General features: G+C 62.3%; 14 protein-coding genes. 4 read left to right on the top strand and 10 right to left on the bottom strand.

What is annotated here, in order from left to right; translation table 11 throughout:
* The first annotated feature begins 2 nt into the window (after positions 1-2).
* Genes U1A24_RS10175 through U1A24_RS10160 form a run of 4 tightly spaced genes read left to right on the top strand, consistent with a single transcriptional unit; the run spans position 3 to position 3,328 of the window.
* Positions 3-1,034, top strand: a complete 1,032-nt coding sequence (locus tag U1A24_RS10175) for a proline racemase family protein (RefSeq protein ID WP_322321864.1) — start codon at positions 3-5, stop codon at positions 1,032-1,034.
* Complete coding sequence (locus U1A24_RS10170) at positions 1,031-1,798, top strand: SDR family NAD(P)-dependent oxidoreductase (protein WP_322321863.1); 768 nt, start codon at positions 1,031-1,033, stop codon at positions 1,796-1,798. Before U1A24_RS10175 ends, U1A24_RS10170 begins: the two co-directional genes overlap by 4 nt.
* A 9-nt stretch (positions 1,799-1,807) precedes the next feature.
* Entirely contained in the window at positions 1,808-2,560 is a 753-nt protein-coding gene (locus tag U1A24_RS10165; RefSeq protein ID WP_322321862.1) for an SDR family NAD(P)-dependent oxidoreductase, read from the top strand.
* 9 nt (positions 2,561-2,569) lie between these two features.
* Positions 2,570-3,328: a pyrroline-5-carboxylate reductase gene (locus U1A24_RS10160; protein ID WP_322321861.1), complete on the top strand. Its 759-nt coding sequence runs from the start codon at positions 2,570-2,572 to the stop codon at positions 3,326-3,328.
* 228 nt (positions 3,329-3,556) lie between these two features.
* On the opposite strand, the gene U1A24_RS10155 is transcribed toward U1A24_RS10160, so the two are convergent.
* From U1A24_RS10155 to U1A24_RS10110, 10 genes are all read right to left on the bottom strand, one after another.
* Entirely contained in the window at positions 3,557-4,306 is a 750-nt protein-coding gene (locus U1A24_RS10155) for an SDR family oxidoreductase (RefSeq protein ID WP_322321860.1), read from the bottom strand.
* A gap of 1 nt (position 4,307) precedes the next feature.
* Positions 4,308-5,024 (bottom strand): SDR family oxidoreductase, encoded by a 717-nt coding sequence (locus U1A24_RS10150; protein ID WP_322321859.1) that lies wholly within the window; start codon positions 5,022-5,024, stop codon positions 4,308-4,310.
* Between the two features lie 9 nt (positions 5,025-5,033).
* Complete coding sequence (locus tag U1A24_RS10145) at positions 5,034-5,945, bottom strand: LysR substrate-binding domain-containing protein (protein WP_322321858.1); 912 nt, start codon at positions 5,943-5,945, stop codon at positions 5,034-5,036.
* A 99-nt stretch (positions 5,946-6,044) separates the two neighbouring features.
* Positions 6,045-7,250, bottom strand: a complete 1,206-nt coding sequence (locus U1A24_RS10140) for an FAD-binding oxidoreductase (protein ID WP_322321857.1) — start codon at positions 7,248-7,250, stop codon at positions 6,045-6,047.
* Positions 7,247-8,065 (bottom strand): NAD(P)-dependent oxidoreductase, encoded by an 819-nt coding sequence (locus U1A24_RS10135; protein ID WP_322321856.1) that lies wholly within the window; start codon positions 8,063-8,065, stop codon positions 7,247-7,249. The genes U1A24_RS10140 and U1A24_RS10135 overlap by 4 nt, the downstream gene beginning before the upstream one ends.
* Positions 8,062-9,270 (bottom strand): pyridoxal phosphate-dependent aminotransferase, encoded by a 1,209-nt coding sequence (locus tag U1A24_RS10130; protein WP_322321855.1) that lies wholly within the window; start codon positions 9,268-9,270, stop codon positions 8,062-8,064. Before U1A24_RS10130 ends, U1A24_RS10135 begins: the two co-directional genes overlap by 4 nt.
* A complete protein-coding gene (locus U1A24_RS10125) occupies positions 9,267-10,901 on the bottom strand; it encodes a hydantoinase B/oxoprolinase family protein (protein ID WP_322321854.1) in 1,635 nt (544 codons plus the stop codon). Before U1A24_RS10125 ends, U1A24_RS10130 begins: the two co-directional genes overlap by 4 nt.
* The gene (locus tag U1A24_RS10120; protein WP_322321853.1) at positions 10,894-12,996 is read right to left on the bottom strand and encodes a hydantoinase/oxoprolinase family protein; all 2,103 of its coding nucleotides are present in this window, start codon (positions 12,994-12,996) and stop codon (positions 10,894-10,896) included. Before U1A24_RS10120 ends, U1A24_RS10125 begins: the two co-directional genes overlap by 8 nt.
* Positions 12,993-14,651 carry a thiamine pyrophosphate-dependent enzyme gene (locus U1A24_RS10115; protein WP_322321852.1) on the bottom strand — a complete coding sequence of 553 codons (1,659 nt, stop codon included), beginning with the start codon at positions 14,649-14,651 and terminating at the stop codon, positions 12,993-12,995. The genes U1A24_RS10120 and U1A24_RS10115 overlap by 4 nt, the downstream gene beginning before the upstream one ends.
* 239 nt (positions 14,652-14,890) lie before the next feature.
* The gene (locus tag U1A24_RS10110; RefSeq protein WP_322321851.1) at positions 14,891-15,232 is read right to left on the bottom strand and encodes a DUF779 domain-containing protein; all 342 of its coding nucleotides are present in this window, start codon (positions 15,230-15,232) and stop codon (positions 14,891-14,893) included.
* Positions 15,233-15,276 lie beyond the last annotated feature (44 nt).

Below are 15,276 nucleotides of genomic sequence, written 5' to 3'. Positions count from 1 at the left end.
TCATGCAGTTTGAAACCACGCTTGATCTGCTGCTTGTCCATGCGCAGGGCGAAATTGGCAAGGTGATCATCGGCGGCGCACCGGAAATTCCGGGCGCGACCATTCTTGAGAAGATGAACCATATCAACACGGTGGATGACAGCCTGCGCCGCTTTGTGACGTTTGAGCCGCGCGCGGGTGTGGCGATGAGCACCAATCTGCTGCTGCCGCCCACCCGCCCGGATGCCGATGCAGCGTTCATCGTGCTGCAACCGGATCGGGCGCATCCGATGTCGGGGTCGAACTGCATCTGCGTGGTCACTGCTTTGCTGGAATCGGGGCGGGTGGCGATGGTGGAGCCGGAAACATTGGTGCGGCTGGACACGGCAGCGGGGCTGATTGTGGCGCGGGCGGCTTGCAAGGATGGGCGCTGTGTGTCGGTCAGTCTGGATAACGTGCCCGCCTTTGTGCTGGCCTTGGATGCCGAGGTGCGGACCACGGGTTTCGGCGTAATCCGCGCCGATATTGGCTTTGGTGGCGTGTTCTATGCTCTGGTCGATGTCGATCAGATCGGGCTTACGATCGTGCCCGAAAACGCCCGCGCTTTGGCTGAGGCGGGGATTGCGATCAAGGCCGATCTGAAGGGGCAGATTGAGATCAGCCACCCGGATATTCCGGGCTTGGATGATGTCGCCTATGTGATGTTTCGCAGTCGCGAGGCGGATGGCAGCATCCGCACTTGCACCACGCTCAAACCGGGGCGGGTAGATCGCTCGCCCTGCGGCACCGGGTCTTCGGCGAATTTGGCGGTGATGTTTGCGCGGGGCGAGGTCGCGGTGGGCGATGCCCGGATTTCCCGTTCGATCATTGGCGGCACGTTCACGGCGGAAGCGATGGGTGAGGCGGTGGTGGGCAATATGCGCGCGGTGCTGCCGCGCATCACCGGGACGGGCTGGATTTATGGACGCGAGCAGTTGCGGATCAGCGCGGATGATCCGTTTGCGCGCGGCTTTGCGCTGTCGGATACTTGGGGCTCGCAGGTGGGCGAGCTATGAGTTTGGCCCCGAAGCCTTTGGCTGGCCGCAATGTTCTGGTGACGGGGGCGACCGGGGCGATTGGGCAAGCGATTTGCGTGGCTTTGGCCGCCGAAGGGGCCAAGGTGGTGATCCACTACGGGCGCAATCGGGCTGCTGCCGAAGCGCTGTTGGCGCAGATCGGGGATGCGGGCTGGTGCGTGGGGGCGGATTTGGCGACACCTGAGGGCGCGACGGCGCTTTGGGCTGAGGCCGAGGCTTTGGCGGGGCATTTGCACGGGTTGGTGAACAACGCGGGGATACGTTCGGAAGTTGCGGTGGATGCACCACTGGCCGAGTGGCAGGCGGTGTGGGAGCGCGAGTTTCGGGTGAACTTCCTGTCTGCCGCCGATCTGACCCGCGCCGCGATCCTGCATTTTCGGGCGCAGGGCGGCGGGCGGATCATCAATATCGCCAGCCGGGCCGGGCAGCGCGGCTATTTCTCTGACGCGATGGCTTACGGCGCTGCGAAAGCCGCGCTGATCAATCTGACGAAATCGGTGGCGCAAAGTCATGGCGCCGAGGGGATCACGGCGGTTGCGATTGCTCCGGGCTGGGTGCGCACCGAAATGGCCGAGGCGTTTATCGCGCAGCATGGCGCGGCGGCGGCTTTAGGCGGCATTCCGATTGGCGCGATGGCCGAGGCGGCTGAAATTGGCGAGTTGGTGGCTTTTGCTTTGCGGCCAAGTCAGGCGTCGCTGAATGGCGCGGTGCTGGATGTGAACGGCGGCAGTTATTTGCGTTAGGGGGACGGGATGCGGTTTGACGGTAAAGTGGTGGTGGTGACCGGGGCGGCGGGCGGCATTGGCTCGGCGATTTGCCAGCGGTTTGCGTCTGAAGGCGCGCGTGTGGTGGTGACGGATGTGAACGCCGAGGGGGCGGAGGTGGCGGCGGCGGATATCCGGGGCACGGGCGGGCAGGCGCGCAGTTTTGCCGCCGATATTGCCACGGCTGAAGGCTGTCGCGCGGTGATTGCCGATGTGATGGCGCAGGAGGGGCGGATTGATGTGTTGTGCAACAATGCAGGCGTCAATCGCAGGGGTAATCTGCTTTCGCTGACGCCGGAGGATTGGGATTTATCCTTTGCGATCAACATTGATGCGATGTTTCATCTATGCCAAGCCGCCCTGCCGCATATGATCGCGCATGGGGGTGGGGCGATTGTGAACACCGCTTCACAATGGGGCCTGCACCCCGCGCCGAACCACATCGCCTATAATGTCACCAAGGCGGCGGTGGCGAGTTTCACCCAGAACCTTGCCCGCGATTATGCGCCGCAGAACATCCGGGTCAACGCGGTATGTCCGGGGGAAATTCACACGCCGATGCTGGAGGCCGGGGTGAAACGCTCGGGTCGCAGCATTGCCGATCTGGATAAGATGGTGCCTTATGGCCGGATTGGCAGGCCGGATGAGGTTGCAGCCTTGGTGGCGTTTCTGGCCTCGGATGAGGCGGCGTTCATGTGCGGGTCTTTGGTGGAAATCACCGGAGCGCAGGCAGTTTATTAAGGGGATATCATGCGGTTAGGCTTTATCGGCAGCGGCACGATCACGGCGCATATGGTGCGGGGGCTGAAGGGCTCAAGCTTGGCGGACTGGCCGATTGTGGTCTCACCGCGCAATCCAGACGTTGCGTCGGAACTGGCTTTATTGTCGGGGGTGACGGTGGCGGCAAGCAATCAGGCAGTGGTGGAAGCTTGCGATCTGCTGATCCTCGCTGTGCGTCCGCAGGTGGCCGAGGCGGTGATTGCACCGCTGGTGATCCCGGCGGAGCGTCCGGTGATCAGCCTGATCGCGGGGCTGCATATTGGCACGATTGCCGGGTGGACGGGGGCTGTGGATATCGCCCGCGCGATCCCGCTGCCGTTTGTGGAACGGCACGAAGGGGTGACCCCGGTGTTCCCGCCGCAAGCGCAGGCGATGCAGATCTTCGCCGCCTTGGGCACCGCTTTGCCGGTCGATGATCTGGCGGCTTACGACGCCTATGCGGCGGGAAGTGCGCTGATGGGCAGCTATTTTGGTCTGCTGGAAACCGCCTGCGCTTGGATGGTGGCGCAGGGTCTGACCGAGACGGATGCAAGCGCCTATTTGCGCGGATTGTTCGGCAGCTTGGGCGATGTTCTGCGCGAAAAGCCTGCCTCGTTTGAACAGTTGCGCGAGGATCATTCAACCAAAGGCGGGCTGAATGAAATGATTTTTCAACGCTTCGTGCAGGGTGGCGGCGGGAAGGCAATGGAGGCCGCTTTGACCGCGGCCTTTCGCCGTGTGCAGGGATAGGTTGGACCGTCAGGATATGGCCCGAACCGAAAGAAAACGCTCCGGCGGAGCGTTTTCCGGTTCGTTGCTCATAAGGCCGAAGGCCGCTGAGCAAGTGGCGTTGGGCAGCAGATCATTCGTTTGAAAATCGGGGCGCGCCTGACTGGGCGGGCGCGATATCGCGCCTGCCAAGGGGCAGGCAGGCGCGGCCCGATTTGTCACCGGACAAATCGGGCAAGGCGACAAAGATCAGGCGTAGATATAACCGCCCGAGACGATGATGTTTTCCCCGGTCATATAAGTGTTGCGCGGGCCACCGGCCATCAGCACCCATTCGGCCATTTCCGCAGGCTCGCCGCCACGGCCCAAGGGGCTGGCTTTGGCGAGTTCACCAAGGAAGCCGAGTTCGCGGGCGCGCTCGGTAGCCATGCCAGCGGGGGCGACAGAATTCACGAGGATGCCATCGGGGGCGACCTCTTGCGCCATGCTTTTGGTGAGGCTGACCACCGCCGCTTTGGTCGCGGCATAGTGGGCGTTCTGCGGATGAGCTTTGAAGGCATCGACCGAGGTGATGTTGACGATGCGGCCCCGGATATGGCCGATCGGGTCTTGGGTGCGCATCTGTCGGATTGCGGCGACCATCATGTGATAGGTGCCTTTGACATTGATCGCGTTGGAGGCATCCCAATCGGCATCACTGATTTCCAGAATCGGCTTGCGCGGATAGATCGCGGCGGAGTTGATCAGGGTATCGACGCGGCCCAAGGCGCTTGCCACCGACGTGAAGGCGGCGTGTGCAGCGTCCGCAGTGCGAATGTCACAGGCGGCGAAGGCGTGCGGCAGACCTGCGGCGATTGCCGGGGCGAGGGCGGCTTCGGCTGCGCTGGCGTTCAGGTCGATGATGCCGAGGGCGGAGGCACCTTCGGCCACTGCCATTTCAGCCAAAAGCGCGCCAAGGCCTGCGCCGCCGCCGACGATCACGACTGATAAGCCATTCATATTACGCCTCTTTCTTTGGGGTTCCAGTGGCGCCCCCCTGATAGGTGGGAAGAATATCAAACCGCGCGACATCGACCGATTGCGGCAAGGCGAGCACGGCCAGCAGCATCGCCGCCACGTCTTCGGGCTGCACGGCGGCATTGCCTGCATACATCGCAGCACGGGTCTCGGCGGGCAACAGGGCGCTGTAAAGCCCGGTCTCCACCCGCCCCGCGACGATTTCGGTGACGCGGACATTGTGCGGCGCCATGTCCAGCCGCAGCGCTTGGGCGAAGCCGGCGATGGCCGCTTTGGTGGCGCAATAGACCGCGAGATTGGCGAAGGGGGCGTGGCCCGCCGTCGATCCGGTGAAGAAGATATGGCCGTGGCCGCGCGCGCGCATTCCGGGGGCTATGGCGCGGGTCAGGGTAAGAACGGCCCGCAGGTTGGTGTTGATCGCTTGATCCATGTCGGCGGGGTCAGCGTCGCAGAAATTGCCCAAGGGCGGCATCATGCCTGCGTTGTTCACCAGAATATCGGGGGTAAGGTCGGCCAAGGTGGCCAAGCTTGCGGCATCGGTGAGATCAATCTGGCGGGTTTGCAGGCCTAACGCGGCCAGATCGGCAAGCGCGCTGGCGTTGCGGCCCAAAGCCACCACCTGACGCCCCGCGTCGTGCAAGGCCAGTGCAATCGCGCGGCCAATGCCGCTGGTCGCACCTGTCACCACTGCCTGCGCCATGCAACCTCCTTAAACAACGGGCAAAGCCCAGTTTTCACGCGCCACCCAATCGCAGAACGCCGCGATGGGCTTCACGCGGCGATGCGCTTTCGGCAGCACCAGATAGAACCCCGGTATCTGCGCCTCTGGCATCCCCGCCATCACATCCAGCCCAAACGGCGCCACCAGTTTGCCCGAGGCGAGGTCTTCTTCCGCATCAATGGTCGACAGCAGGCCAACCCCCAGCCCCGCCAAAGTCGCCCGCCGCATGGTGGCGGCATCCTGAAACCGCAGCGCATCGGGGGCATGGTTTCCGGTAACGCCCAGATGCCGCAACACCGGCACCCAGAGATCGGCCAGCACCGAATGCAGCAAGGGCACCTCTAGCAGATCAGCGGGCGCGTTCAGGCGGGCGGCGAGGGTCGGCGTGCAGCAGACCACTTTGATGTCGCGCAGCAACAGGGTTTGCTCGTGGTTGGTCCAGCTGCCAAAGCCCCATTGGATTGCGACATCGACATCATCGGCAACGAAATCCGGCAGTTCGACCATCGTGGTCAGCCGCAGGTCAGCCCCCGGCATGATCTCACGGAACCGCGCCAGCCGATCCAGCAGGAAACGGGTGGCGAAATACGGGCTGGCGTTGACGTTGATGCGGTTGCGCTGGCCGAGTTTGGTGACGCGGCGCACGCCTTCGGCAAATTCATCGAACCCGGCCTGAATGTGATGGGCGAGCAGGATCGCCTGTTCGTTCGGTTCAATCGCGCGGCCTTTGCGGGCGAACAGTTCCAGCCCCAAACTGTCCTCCAGCAGTTTGATCTGCTGGCTGACGGCTTGCGGGGTGACGCTGAGTTCATCCGCCGCACCGCGAAAACTGCGGTGCCGCACCACGGTCTGAAACACCCGCAGGGCATTCAACGGCGGCAGGCGCAAGGGGCGATCCATCGGTTAGTCGATCCGTTTAAATTGAATCGGAAACCGCTGCCTCTCGCCAAGGCTCGAACGCGCTTTCCGATGTTTTTTGTTCTGCGTAAACGCATCGCCTTAGATCACCGCTTTCTCAAGGAAGGGACGGTTTTCGACAATGCGTTCATAGCCGACTTCGCTGAGATCCAGGGTGCGATAGCCGCCATAGATGATCAGTTCCGACACCGCACGGCCTGCGGCGGGGCCTTGCTGCAACCCGTGGCCGGAGAAGCCGTTGGCGAAGACGAAATTCTGCACCTGCGGGTGCCTGCCGACGATCAGGTTATGATCCAGCGTGTTGAAATCGTAGTGGCCCGCCCATTGGTTGACGACTTTGATCGCCTCAAACTGTTGGGCACGATTGGCGAGGGCTGGCCAGATGATGTCTTCAAACTCTTCATAGCGGGGTTCAAAATCGTCCCAATCCACTGCGGGGTCGGAGGCGGGGACGGCCCCTGTCAGGAAGAAGCGGCCTTCGGGGCGGCAGAACACGCCCGAGGGGTCGATCATCAGCGGCAAGCGGCCTTGGTTGACGGTGGCGCTGCCTTCGGGGGTTTTGGCGCAATCGAACACAAACAGGGTGCGTTTACGGGGTTCAACCGGAATATCCAAGCCCGCCATCCGTGCGGTGAGGGCCGCGCGGGGGCCAGAGGCGTTCACCACCGTGCCGGCCTGAATGGTAGCACCCGATTTCAACGTGACCGAGGTGACAGCGTCGCCCGTGCGCCCAATCGCCACAACTTCATCGCTGATCACATCTGCGCCCTGCGCGCGGGCCTTGTTGCGGAAACCCGACATGATGCCGGTGTTGTTGAACCAGCCTTCGCCAGACTGACCGTAGGAGGCGAGGCGAATGTCATCGACGTTCAGATGCGGGAAGGCGCGGGCCATCTGGTCTTGATCCCAAAGCACGGTGTCGGCCCCGCAAGTGCGCTGCACCTCGTGGCTTTCGCGCAGGATTTGTTCCTGCTCAGCCGTGCCTGCAAGATAGAGATAACCGCCGGAGTGGAAATTCAGGTCGGGCTTGTCGCCGCCGACCTGCATGGTCTCAGGGAAGTCCTTGATGAATTGATAGCCGAACTGGCTGATCTTCACGTTGATCGCGTTGGAAAACTGCGTGCGAATGGACGCCGCCGACAGCGAGGTGGAGGCTTTGGCGTAGGTCGGGTCACGCTCGACCACCAGAACCGAGCCGTTGAAATCCGGGTTCGCCGTCAGGAAATATGCCACCGCCGAGCCGATCACCGCCCCGCCCACGATCACCACGTCATACTGCGTTTTCATGTCTTTTCCTTATCGTCGGGGTGCCCCAGATCCACAAACCAGCCGCCCAAATGCCGCACCGCAGGCGCTTTCGGATCGGGCGGATCGCTGCGCGCCTCTACGCCTGCGCGGTAGGGTTCCGCGCTGTCTTTTGCCTGATAGCCGAGATGCGCCGCAAGGCGATTGTCCACCGGTTTCACCGTGTTGTCCGACAGCCCGAAGCTGATAGTGAAGCCGACACGCGGCGCGGTCAAAGCCGCCGTTACCAGCCGGACGCAATCGTCAAATGACTGGTATGACCACAACATCCGGCGATCCGCAGGCTCGGGGAACGACGAGAAGATCCGCAGGGCCGCGGTTTCAATCCCGAACTTGTCCCAGTAAAGCCGCCCCAAATCCTCGGCAAAGCACTTCGACAATCCATAAAGCCCATCCGGGCGATGCGGGGCGTTGGCGTCGATATGGGTTTCCAGATCGTGGTAGCCGATGGCATGGACGGAACTGGCGTAGATCACGCGTTTGATGCCATTCTTCCGCGCGCCTTCGTAGATGTGATAGCTGCCGCGGATATTGCCGTTCAGGATGGACTCCCAAGACCGTTCCATTGCGGTTCCACCAAAATGCACAATTGCATCAACGCCTTGAGTGAGGGACAGAATTGCGGCTTCATCGGCCAGATCGCAGATCACAGCGTCTTCATTGGGTTGAAGGTCTGTGATCTCAATCCTATCCGACAGCCGCAGACGTCGCGCCAAAGGGGCCAGACCCCGGCGCAATTCGCGGCCCAAGCGCCCCGCCGCGCCGGTGATCAGGATGGTGTCAAAGCGCGGGGTCATTTGGCCTCCAACGCCGCGACGGCGGCTTTGATGCGGGCAATGGCTTCGGTCAGCACCGTGTCGGATGTGGCGGTCGAGATGCGGAAGAACGGCGACAATCCGTAAGCCGCACCGGGGACAGCAGCGACGCGGCCTTCGGTCAGCAGGTACTGCGTGACGGCGGTGTCGTCGGTCAGCACCTCACCCTTGGGGGTGCGTTTGCCGATCAGGCCCGCGCAGCCGATATAGGCGTAGAACGCGCCTTCGGGCGGGGCGAGGCTCAGGCCGGGGATGGTGGCGACACCCGCCACAACCAGATCGCGACGGCGCGCGAAGGCGGTGCGGAACTGGGCGACGCAATCTTGCGGGCCGGTCAGGGCGGCGAGGGCCGCCGCCTGCATCGGGGCGGCAACGGAAGTGACGGATTGGCTTTGCACGGTGTTCATCGCCTTCAGCAACGGCGCTGGCCCCGCCGCATAACCGACGCGCCAGCCGGTCATCGCATAGGCTTTGGCGACGCCGTTGACGATCAGGCTGCGGTCGCGCAGCTCTGGGCAGGCCTGACCGAAGCTGACAAACTGCCGCCCGTCGAACAGGATATGTTCATAGATTTCATCGGACAGGATCAGCACTTGGGGGTGCTTTGCCAGCACCGCGCCCAGCGCCTGCAATTCGGCCAAGGTATACACCGCGCCCGAAGGATTGCCCGGCATGTTCAGAAACAGCCATTTCGTGCGCGGCGTGATCGCTGCCTCCAGCACGTCAGGCGTCAGGCGAAAACCATTTTCAGCCGGGCAAGCGGGCATCACCGGGGTGCCGCCGAGCAGCTTCACCATCTCGGGGTAAGACACGAAATACGGCGTCGGCAAGATCGCCTCGTCGCCCGCGTTCAGCGTCGCCATCAGGGCGTTGAAAATGATCTGCTTGGCGCCATTGGCGACCACAATCTCATCCGCCGTATAGTCCAGGCCATTCTCGCGCTTGAACTTTGCCGCCACCGCTGCGCGCAAGGCGAGGGTGCCTGCCGAGGCGGTATACAGGGTTTCGCCCGCAGCAGCCGCCTTGAACGCGGCCTCCACCACATGCGCGGGCGTTGGGAAATCCGGCTCGCCAAGCCCAAGGTCGATCACATCGACACCTTGCGCCCGCAGGGCCTTGGCGGCCATCGACACCGCCATTGAGGCCGAGGGTTTCACCACCGCCAACCGATCCGCAACATAGCTCATGGCTTCTTCCCCAAACTTTCGCCCGTCACATAGCCCTTCACGGCATCATCCTCCCGCAGCGCAGCGCTGCGCGCGCTCGGCGCACCGTATCCGCCGCCGCCGGGGAGGTGAAGGATCAACCGACGCCCCGCAGGCACATGCTGCCAGCCTTTCGGCTTCAACACCGTGCCATCGTCCAGCGCCACGATCCCCGCAGCCCCTGCCCCACCGCCATCGCGCCCCGCTGCCGGGTGATTGACCCGATCAAACATCGCCGAGAAGTCAAACTCATGCCCCGGCGCGGGCTCAATCTCGATGATTTGCCCCAGACCGCCGCGATATTCGCCATCACCGCCCGAGTCTGGCCGCAACTCCTTGCGCCAGACGACAATCGGCCCGGTATGTTCCGTCGCCTCAATCGGCATCGTCATCACGCCTGACGGAAAGGCGGTGGCCGACAGCCCATCAAGACCGGGCCGCGCGCCCATGCCGCCCGAGTTGAACATCAGAATCTCGGCGCGCTTGCCTTTGGCTCCTGCAACCGGACGGACCGACATATGGATATTCCACAGCGCCGCAGCACCCTCGGCCAGCACCTGCCCCGGCAAGGCTTTCGCTAAAGCCCCCAGCACCAGATCCGGCACCATATGGCCAATGACGTGCCGCACCGCGACCGGCGCAGGACGCGCCGCGTTCAGGATATTTTCCGGTGACGAGATGGTGAACAAAGCCAGCGAGGCCCAGTTGTTCGGAATATCCGGGGCAATCACGCATTTCAACGCATAGCAGGCGTAGGCCTTGGTGTAGATGATCGGCACGTTGATGCCGTAGCGGCTGGCTGGATCGCTGCCCGCAAAATCGACGTTGACCTGATCGCCTTTGATCTCGACTTGCGCCGCCAGTTTGACCGGGGCGTCGTAGCCATCGGTGAGGAGTTCATTCGACCATGCGCCTTGTGGCAAGGCTCGGATACGCTGCAGCGTCGCGGCATGGGTGCGGGTGAAGATGAAATCGCCCAAGGCATCCAGCGACGTCAGCCCGATTTCCTGCATCATCGCCACAAGGCGGCGGTGGCCGACATCATTGCAGGCGGCAAGGGAGTAGAAATCGCCGACCACCTGATTGGGCTCACGCACATTGGCGCGCAGCAGCCGCACCAGATCAGCATTCACCACGCCGCGATCGGCGAATTTCATGATCGGGATCTGGATGCCTTCTTCGTAAACCGACTTCGCATCCGCGCCAAAGCCGCGGCCACCGACATCGACCACATGCGCGGTGCAAGCGAAGAAACCGACCAGATCATCACCCAGAAATGAGGGCGAAACCATCGTGATATCATGCAGATGGCCGGTGCCCTTCCACGGGTCATTCGTCACATAAGTATCGCCCGCGAACATATTCTCGCGGCCAATCTCGGCGATGAAATGCAGCACCGCTTCGGCCATCGTGTTGACATGCCCCGGCGTGCCCGTCACCGCCTGCGCCAGCATCCGCCCCTCTGGGTCAAACACTCCCGCCGACAGATCGCCCGCCTCGCGCACTGATGTCGAAAACGCCGTGCGCAACAGGGTCAGCGCTTGTTCCTCGACCACCGAAATCAGCCGGTTCCACATCACCTGCATGCGGATATCCTGGGTCTGATCACGCATCGCGGCCCCCTTTGCGGATCAACAGCAGGCTGCCATCGCTTTGCACCACCACATCGAAAGGGGCGGTGACCACAGTAGAGGTCTCACGTTCGATGATCACCGCCGGGCCTTCCACCCGCGCGCCGGGGTGCAGGTCATTACGGTCGATGATGGCGGTATCTATGAACTCACCCCGAGACGGGTCGAACACCGGACGTGAGAGCTTGTGCCCAACCTCCGCCCCGCCCGAGGTGAGTGCGATCTGGTCAGGTTTGGCGCGCTGATCCTGCGCCTTCACCGACCAAGTGACGATTTCAATCTCCAACCCATCCAGACCCTCAATCGCCCGGCCAAAGAACCGCGCATAGTTTTCGCAGAAATTGCTGCGCAGCATGTCGGCATCAGCATCGGTGAAATCCCGGTCCGGCAGCGTCACGGGTATCTCCCATCCCTGCCCGACATAGCGCATGAAGGCGGTGATTTCGCACTGGATCGGGGCGTCGGTGCCTGCCCGCACAAACCCCTCTGCCGTGGCCTTCAACCCGCCGAGCAGCCCATTCACCGCCCCCGCCTTGAACGCCGCCAACCGCAGGATATGCGAGGCCAAAGCCTCATAGCCAAACGGCGCTTTCAGAAAGCCAATCGCCGAACCAACGCCTGCGCCAACCGGGATCAGGCAACGGTCGATCCCCAGCTTTTCGCACAGACGGGCGGCATGCAGCGGCGCCGCGCCGCCAAAAGCGATCATCACATTGTCCGAGATATTCTTGCCGTTCTCGACCGCATGCACCCGTGCGGCATTGGCCATATTCTCATCGACCACCTCGCAGATGCCAAAGGCCGCAGCCTCGGCCCCCAAGCCCAGCTTCCCGCCGACATCGCGCAGAATAGCCGCCTCTGCCGCCGCAGTCGAAAGCCGGATCGCCCCGCCTGCGAAGTTTTCGGCATCCAGCTTGCCCAACACCAGATCGGCATCGGTGATCGCCGGATGCAGGCCACCGCGCTGATAGCAGGCTGGTCCCGGCTCTGACCCCGCCGATTCCGGCCCGGTTTGTATCCGCCCCATCGCATCGACCCAAGCCAGCGAGCCGCCGCCCGCGCCGATCTCAATCATCTCGATCACCGGGATCGAAATCGGCATTCCCGAGCCTTTGGCAAAGCGATACGTCCGCGCCACCTCAAAGCTGCGCGCGGTTTTTGGGGCGTAATCTTCGATCAGGCAAATCTTCGCCGTGGTGCCGCCCATGTCATAGCTGACCACCTTTTCCAGCCCGAACCTTTGCGCCACATCGGCGGCGAAAATCGCCCCGCCCGCGGGCCCGCTTTCGACCAGCCGCACCGGGAATTCGGACGCGGTTTCCACCGAGATCAAACCGCCCCCCGAGTGGATCATAAACACCGGGCAAGTCGCACCCAATGCCTTCAACCGCGCCTGCAACCGGGTCAGGTAGTCGGCCATTTGCGGGCGGACATAGGCATTGGCGCAGACGGTGTTGAACCGCTCAAACTCCCGCATCTGCGGTGAGACTTCGGCGGAAATCGAGATCGGCACCGCCACCTTCGCGGCAACAATCTCCCGCGCGCGCCTCTCATGCGCGGGGTTCATGTAGGAATGAATAAAGCCAATCGCTACGGCACCGAAGCCCTGCGCGGCGATCTGACCGGCGAGCGTTTCAAGACCCGCCTCATCCAGCGCCGCCAGTTCCTGCCCCTGCGCCCCGATCCGGCCTTTGACCGCGAAACGATGCTCGCGTGGGATCAAAGGCTTGGGCAGTTGCATGTTCAGATCATACTGCGCAAAACGATTTTCCGTCCGCATTTCAATGACATCACGGAAGCCTTCGGTGGTGACAAACGCCGTTTTCGCGCCCCTGCGTTCGATCAACGCATTGGTCGCCAAAGTGGTGCCGTGGATCACGATATCCAGATCGGCCAAGCCAATCCCGGCCTCGGCCAGCACCACATCAATGCCGTCCAAAATCGCCTGCTCGGGCGCCGCGTAGTTGGTCAGCACCTTGGTCGAGAACATCCGGCCCCGACATTCCAGCGCAATATCGGTGAAGGTGCCGCCGATATCCGCGCCGAGTCTGATTGGGGGGCGGATCGGCGCACTCATGCCTTTGCCGCCTGCGCTGCCGCCCGCATCTGGCTAAGGGTTTGACGTGGGGTGATGGCTTCGGGCGAGACGTTCAGATCCAGCACGGCACCGGTGCCCGAGGCCAAGGCCCGCGCGAAGGCGGCGGCGAAATCTTCGGTGCGCTCCACCCGTTCGGCATGGAAACCGTAGGCCCGCGCGAGGGCAGAAAAGTCGGGGTTTACCATGGTCGTGCCGGATACGCGCGCCGGATAGTGACGTTCCTGATGCGCCCGAATGGTGCCGTAAATGCCGTTGTTGACGATCAGAATGATCGGCTGCGCACCGGCTTGGGCGGCGGTGGCGAGTTCCTGACAGTTCATCTGGAAATCGCCATCACCCGCAAAGCACACCACTGTCCGCGCCGGAAAGGCCACCTTGGCGGCAATCGCCGCAGGCACGCCATAGCCCATCGCGCCCGATTGCGGGGCGAGCAGGCGGGCATTTTTTCCGAATTTGAAAAACTTATTCGGCCAGACAGTGAAGTTGCCCGCACCATTAGTCAGGATCACATCTTCGGGCAGAATATCGCGCAGATGAGCTGTCACCGCGACCATATCCACAGGCGAAGGTTGGGCGGGCGCGACAAAGCTGGCCTCATAGGCGGCGCGGGCGTTGCTGCGCCAATCGGCCCATGCACCCTGCACCGGGGTCAAGGCTTGGGCGAAGGCGTTGGGGCCGGAGTGTATGCCTAAAATCGGCTGATAAATCTTGCCAATCTCACGATCCGAGCCATGCACATGCACCAGTTTCTGCGCAGCAATCGGCACGGAAAGCAGGGTGTAGCCGTCGGTTGTCATCTCACCAAACCGCACGTTGATGGCAAGGATCACATCGGCTTCGAGGATCAGGGATTTGGCGTGGGGCAGCATGCCGACACCCGCCTCCCCTGTGAACACCGGCGAGAAGTTGTCGAACTGGTCCTGAAAGCGGAATGCCGCCAGCACTGGAATATCCGACGCTTCGGCAAAATGCTGCAAGGCGTTGCGGCCCGCATCGGTCCAGTTTGTGCCGCCCATCAGGATCAACGGGCGCTGTGCGTTTGCCAGCAGCGACAGGGCTTCTGCGATGGTTTCGGTGGTCGGCGCGGCTTCCGTGATCTTTGCGGCCTTGGTCAGCGGCGGGGTGTCGGTGAGGCTAGTCAGCATATCCTCAGGCAAAGCAATCACCACGGGGCCGGGGCGGCCTGTGGTGGCCGTCACCCAAGCGCGGGCGAGGATTTCGGGGATACGCTCCACCCGGTCAATCTCGACCGCCCATTTCGCCATGGTGCCGAACACCGCGCGGTAGTCGAGTTCTTGAAACGCTTCGCGCCCCTTCATATCGGTGCCGACCTGGCCAACAAACAGGATCATCGGCGATGAATCCTGCATCGCGGTATGCACGCCGATCGCAGCATTGGTCGCCCCCGGCCCGCGGGTGACCATGCAGATACCGGGGCTTCCGGTCAGCTTGCCATAGGCCGAGGCCATGAATGCAGCGCCACCCTCATTGCGGCAAAGCACGAAATCAAGCTGGCCTTGCGTGTCGTGTAGGGCATCGAGCACCGCGAGATAACTTTCCCCCGGCACACCGAAAGCCTTGGTCGCGCCCAAAGCCACCAAAGAGGCCACCAACACCTGCCCTCCGTTTTGCATCGCCCGTCACCCCTGATAGCTTCGGGCTATCCTGCGCTGGCGCGACAGGAAGTGAAACGAAGAAGTGTAAGCGATTGACAAGTTTTACTTGTCAATCTGGATGGACCGCAAGGCGAAGCCGCATGGTTGGAACGGGCGGTTCCAACCGCAGAAATCCTTAACGAATCCCTATCAAGAGATGATAACCATCTGACTTAAAACAGATAAAGTCGGTCCCACGTTGGGACCACCCAGCCGTTTCAAATCGCACAAATCTCGGATCGCGTCAAAAACCGCTGTTCCCGCCCGTTATCCAAGCTGAACATTCCCCCGCGACCTTTGACGACATCAATGATCAGATCGGTGTGCTTCCAGACCTCATACTGGCTGCCCGAGATATAGAACGGCATCCCACCAATCTCACCCAGCTTCACATCCATATCCCCCAGCAGGAAATCCCCGACAGGGTAGCACATCGGCGACGAGCCATCACAGCATCCGCCGGATTGGTGAAACATCACCGGGCCATGATCGGCGACGATTTCCGCGAGCAACTGCAAAGCCGCCGGGGTGGCAGTCACTTTATCCAAAACTTCGGTCATGCAAGCCTCCATAGGGTAGCGGGCGCGAAGAAAACTCCGCGCCC

It is taken from the genome of Cypionkella sp. (assembly GCF_034376685.1).
Taxonomy (GTDB): Bacteria; Pseudomonadota; Alphaproteobacteria; order Rhodobacterales; family Rhodobacteraceae; genus Cypionkella.
Note: the sequence above shows the minus strand (reverse complement) of the source record. Positions and strands in the feature narration are given on the sequence as shown.

Coding starts and splice junctions, on each gene's coding strand:
- U1A24_RS10140 (WP_322321857.1), bottom strand. CDS start 7,250: ATGAAAACGCAGTATGACGTGGTGATCGTGGGCGGGGCGGTGATCGGC.
- U1A24_RS10150 (WP_322321859.1), bottom strand. CDS start 5,024: ATGGCGCAGGCAGTGGTGACAGGTGCGACCAGCGGCATTGGCCGCGCG.
- U1A24_RS10155 (WP_322321860.1), bottom strand. CDS start 4,306: ATGAATGGCTTATCAGTCGTGATCGTCGGCGGCGGCGCAGGCCTTGGC.
- U1A24_RS10115 (WP_322321852.1), bottom strand. CDS start 14,651: ATGCAAAACGGAGGGCAGGTGTTGGTGGCCTCTTTGGTGGCTTTGGGC.
- U1A24_RS10160 (WP_322321861.1), top strand. CDS start 2,570: ATGCGGTTAGGCTTTATCGGCAGCGGCACGATCACGGCGCATATGGTG.
- U1A24_RS10120 (WP_322321853.1), bottom strand. CDS start 12,996: ATGAGTGCGCCGATCCGCCCCCCAATCAGACTCGGCGCGGATATCGGC.
- U1A24_RS10145 (WP_322321858.1), bottom strand. CDS start 5,945: ATGGATCGCCCCTTGCGCCTGCCGCCGTTGAATGCCCTGCGGGTGTTT.
- U1A24_RS10175 (WP_322321864.1), top strand. CDS start 3: ATGCAGTTTGAAACCACGCTTGATCTGCTGCTTGTCCATGCGCAGGGC.
- U1A24_RS10135 (WP_322321856.1), bottom strand. CDS start 8,065: ATGACCCCGCGCTTTGACACCATCCTGATCACCGGCGCGGCGGGGCGC.
- U1A24_RS10110 (WP_322321851.1), bottom strand. CDS start 15,232: ATGACCGAAGTTTTGGATAAAGTGACTGCCACCCCGGCGGCTTTGCAG.
- U1A24_RS10170 (WP_322321863.1), top strand. CDS start 1,031: ATGAGTTTGGCCCCGAAGCCTTTGGCTGGCCGCAATGTTCTGGTGACG.
- U1A24_RS10130 (WP_322321855.1), bottom strand. CDS start 9,270: ATGAGCTATGTTGCGGATCGGTTGGCGGTGGTGAAACCCTCGGCCTCA.
- U1A24_RS10125 (WP_322321854.1), bottom strand. CDS start 10,901: ATGCGTGATCAGACCCAGGATATCCGCATGCAGGTGATGTGGAACCGG.
- U1A24_RS10165 (WP_322321862.1), top strand. CDS start 1,808: ATGCGGTTTGACGGTAAAGTGGTGGTGGTGACCGGGGCGGCGGGCGGC.